Origin of the sequence: Novosphingobium sp. MBES04, from assembly GCF_000813185.1 — a bacterium.
Taxonomy (GTDB): domain Bacteria; phylum Pseudomonadota; class Alphaproteobacteria; order Sphingomonadales; family Sphingomonadaceae; genus Novosphingobium; species Novosphingobium decolorationis.
On sequence record NZ_DF850489.1, the window covers coordinates 1,819,654 to 1,823,045 of the forward strand.

The following is a 3,392-nucleotide window of genomic DNA, read 5'->3' on the forward strand; positions in this document are numbered from 1 at the left end:
AGCCGCCATCGTTCTGCTCGCTGACTTTTGCATCATCGGAAATTTCACACGATGAGGCCGAGGCGTGGTCGTCCCGCGCCAATCTTTGATCAATCGAACGCACCTCGTCCTGCCAGTCGGATGAACGACTTTCGGGGCTGTCCGGATATTTCCCTTCCCCCAAAGCTGGCGGAGCCTGAACGCGCCGCGTGAATGCGCTATCTTGATAATAGCGCAGCTTTTTGGCCCGGATCGGCGGCATACCCGAAACCAGCACGAGTTCGTCGTCAGGATCGAGTTGGAGTATTTCGCCGGGCGTCAGGAGCGCCCGCGCGGTTTCCTGTCGACTGACCATGACATGCGATAGCCACACCGCGAGCCTGTGCCCGGCGTAATTGCGCATCGCGCGCTGCTCGGTTGCCGTGCCCAACGCATCGGAAATGCGCTTGGCGGTCCGCTCGTCGTTTGCCGCGAAGGCAACACGGACATGGCAGTTGTCGAGGATCGAGTTGTGCTCTCCGTAAGCCTTTTCGATCTGGTTGAGGCTCTGCGCGATGAGGAATGCGCGCACGCCGTATCCTGCTAGAAATGCGAGGCTCGTCTCGAAGAAGTCGAGACGCCCGAGTGCTGGAAACTCATCAAGCATGAGAAGCAGGCGATGGCGTGCCTTGGCCTTTTCATCAGCCTTGCGATCACCAGGCAGCTGTTCGGTGAGACGGCGTCCGATCTGGTTCAGAACGAGCCGGATGAGCGGCTTTGTGCGGCTGATGTCCGAAGGGGGCACGGCGAGGTAGAGCGAAACCGGGTATCGCGCCTCGACCAGGTCCGCGATGCGCCAGTCCGAGGCGGACGTCATCGCCGAGACGATGGGGTCGCGGTAGAGCCCCAGGAAGGACATCGCGGTCGAAAGTACGCCCGACTGTTCGTTCACCGACTTGTTGAGGACCTCGCGTGCGGCTGAGGCCACTACCGGGTGAACGCGCGGCTTCTCCTCGCTACCTAGATGGTTCGTCGCCATCATCGCGTGCAACGTCGCAACGAAGCTGCGTGAGGGATCGGACAAGAACATTGCAACGCCCGAAAGCGTCTTGTCCGCTTCCGCATAAAGAACATGAAGAATGGCTCCAACCAGCAACGAATGGCTGGTCTTCTCCCAATGCCCGCGCCGCTCCAGTGCCCCTTCGGGATCAACGAGAATGTCGGCGATGTTCTGTACATCGCGCACTTCAAAGAGGCCGCGCCGCACCTCGAGCAAGGGATTGTAGCGCGCCGAGCGAGGATCGGTCGGATTGAACAGCAGGCAATGCGAGAAGCGTGAGCGCCAGCCTGCCGTCAATTGCCAATTCTCACCCTTGATATCGTGGATGACGGCCGAGCCGGTCCAGCCCAGCAACGTGGGGATGACAAGACCGACGCCCTTGCCCGACCGCGTGGGGGCAAAGGCCATGACATGTTCAGCGCCGTCATGACGCAGATAGTCCTGATCCAGCCGTCCGAGGAATACGCCCCGATCAGCCAACACCCCGGCCCCGCGAATATCACGGCGCGTAGCCCAGCGCGCAGAGCCGTAAGTAGTCACATGACGACGCTGACGGGCGCGCCAAATTGACCCCGCGATAGCCGTCCCACATCCGAATAACCCACTTGCAGCCGCCATCGCGCCAGCAGCTTCGAAGACGTCGGGAGCGTAGGCTTCGAACTCAAACCACCACACGAAAAGAGACCACGGGCGGTAGATGGCGACACCACCGATCCGGAATAGCGGCTCCCCCAATTCAGGCTGATAGGCCAGGGTCGCCGCCGCCCACTGCGTGGCACACCAGACACCGATGACAATGACGAGAACAACAATGGCCATCTGGCCGATCAGCAGCTTTGTCGGGGTCATGTCCGTCCTCCGGGCCACGTACAGATTGTCTGCACGGGACGAAGGATGGGAGATTTGCGCTACTTGAGGCAGGCCAGGTCTGGTGCCAGCCCCCTCCTGTCCGGTGACGTTCAGTCCCTCAGTTAAGCGGATCGAACCAAGCGGCGATTCACGAATGCATGGAATTTCAGCGAAGGCATCGCGATTCGGAAAATTGAAAACCGCAACTACCGCCCCCTCGATACCTAGGGGCAAATTCAGGGGCGCTTACAATTCCCATCGCACGACCAACTGGATCGGCGCTCCCTACCTGCTCGTCCAAAGTGAGGGCTGGCGAAGCAGGGGTAAGCTCTAGCTGATACCGAAGGTACTATCCGAAAACACGAACCGCTCGTCGGAAGGAAAAGCTGCAAGCGCAACAAGCTGGCCTGTTTCAAAGCGCAAGTGCCAGGTCTTGCCTCGTCGCGGAGCTCGCTCAGCAAAAGCAGACGGATCCAGCACCACAACGTTGCAGCCGCGTGCCGGATCGCGGACCGACATCGTTCGAATTGCCTGCGTACCGGCTTCGCGCGCGGCTCCAGCCAGTTCCTGACAGGCACTGTAATCACCAGGATCATTCCAAAGATCTGCCGATGCTGCGAAAGGTTCTCTCGTCAGGTCGATACCAAGTTCGGTATCAAGCTTGACCGAGAAACTCGTGTACTCCGTGGTGGTCGAGGGCGGTGTGAAACCCGTCGAGCGTGAAAAGAAGCGCAGCCTCCAGTAAGCGGTTTCCGCGATAGCAGTGCTCTCGCGTTCGCTCGCATAGAAGATCCCCGGCCGTTCGCCGGCCCTGCGGAATCGGCTCGCCTGGCGATGCCCATAGCGAAAGGGCGAGGCGAGCAGGAAATCGAGATGACGCGCACTTTCGGGAAGCTGCGGCTTAACCTCCTCGGCCAGAAGTTCGAGCATGTGCTGGTCATCAAGATTCGTCGCCAGTCGGTTCGTGGAAATCCGATGCTGAGCCTCTACGACGCGCCAGACCCTTCCGGCATAGGGACTGTGTTCAGACGCGAGCGCGGTAGAAGTCCACATAGTCACAGACCTCGATCAGGCCCCTCATCGTGTCGATCTGATCAATTGGCTTGCCGCCGAGATCGAGGTTGTTAGTCTCCAGCCACTGCCTTGCGGCACCATCGTCACTGCCCAAAAGGGCATCGAGGCTGCGGAACAAGCGCAACAGAAACTGGCCTGCTTCAAAAGACTTACTCGCCGGATCGAGACGTGTCTCACCACTGCGCAACCTCGAGGCGGTCGCCATCGACACGCCCAAGACCGCACCAAGCTTAGCGTTCTTCAACCCCCAAAGCTCAGCAATCCTAGCGATTGCTTCCGTTAGGACATCGGCCCTGTCACGCGACGAAGCAACGGCTACAACCATAGTGCATCTCCATTCACATGATCATATAGACATGAAATCTCTAAATTGAAAGAACCCTTCCGACGATGTCGTTACGGTAGATCTACGCGTTAGCGCCGCCTCCAACGCCTCCCCGACCCTTTATTT

Annotated in this window: 3 protein-coding genes; all 3 read right to left on the reverse strand. The window is 59.3% G+C overall.

What is annotated here, in order from left to right:
* Positions 1-1,867: conjugal transfer protein TraG (locus MBENS4_RS21985; RefSeq protein WP_084592287.1), on the reverse strand; the 1,867-nt coding region annotated here is incomplete at its 3' end.
* Positions 1,868-2,197: 330 nt separating this feature from the next.
* Complete coding sequence (locus tag MBENS4_RS21990; RefSeq protein ID WP_242405049.1) at positions 2,198-2,797, reverse strand: RES family NAD+ phosphorylase; 600 nt, start codon at positions 2,795-2,797, stop codon at positions 2,198-2,200.
* A gap of 94 nt (positions 2,798-2,891) precedes the next feature.
* A complete protein-coding gene (locus tag MBENS4_RS21995; RefSeq protein ID WP_039394823.1) occupies positions 2,892-3,266 on the reverse strand; it encodes an antitoxin Xre/MbcA/ParS toxin-binding domain-containing protein in 375 nt (124 codons plus the stop codon).
* Positions 3,267-3,392: the final 126 nt, after the last annotated feature.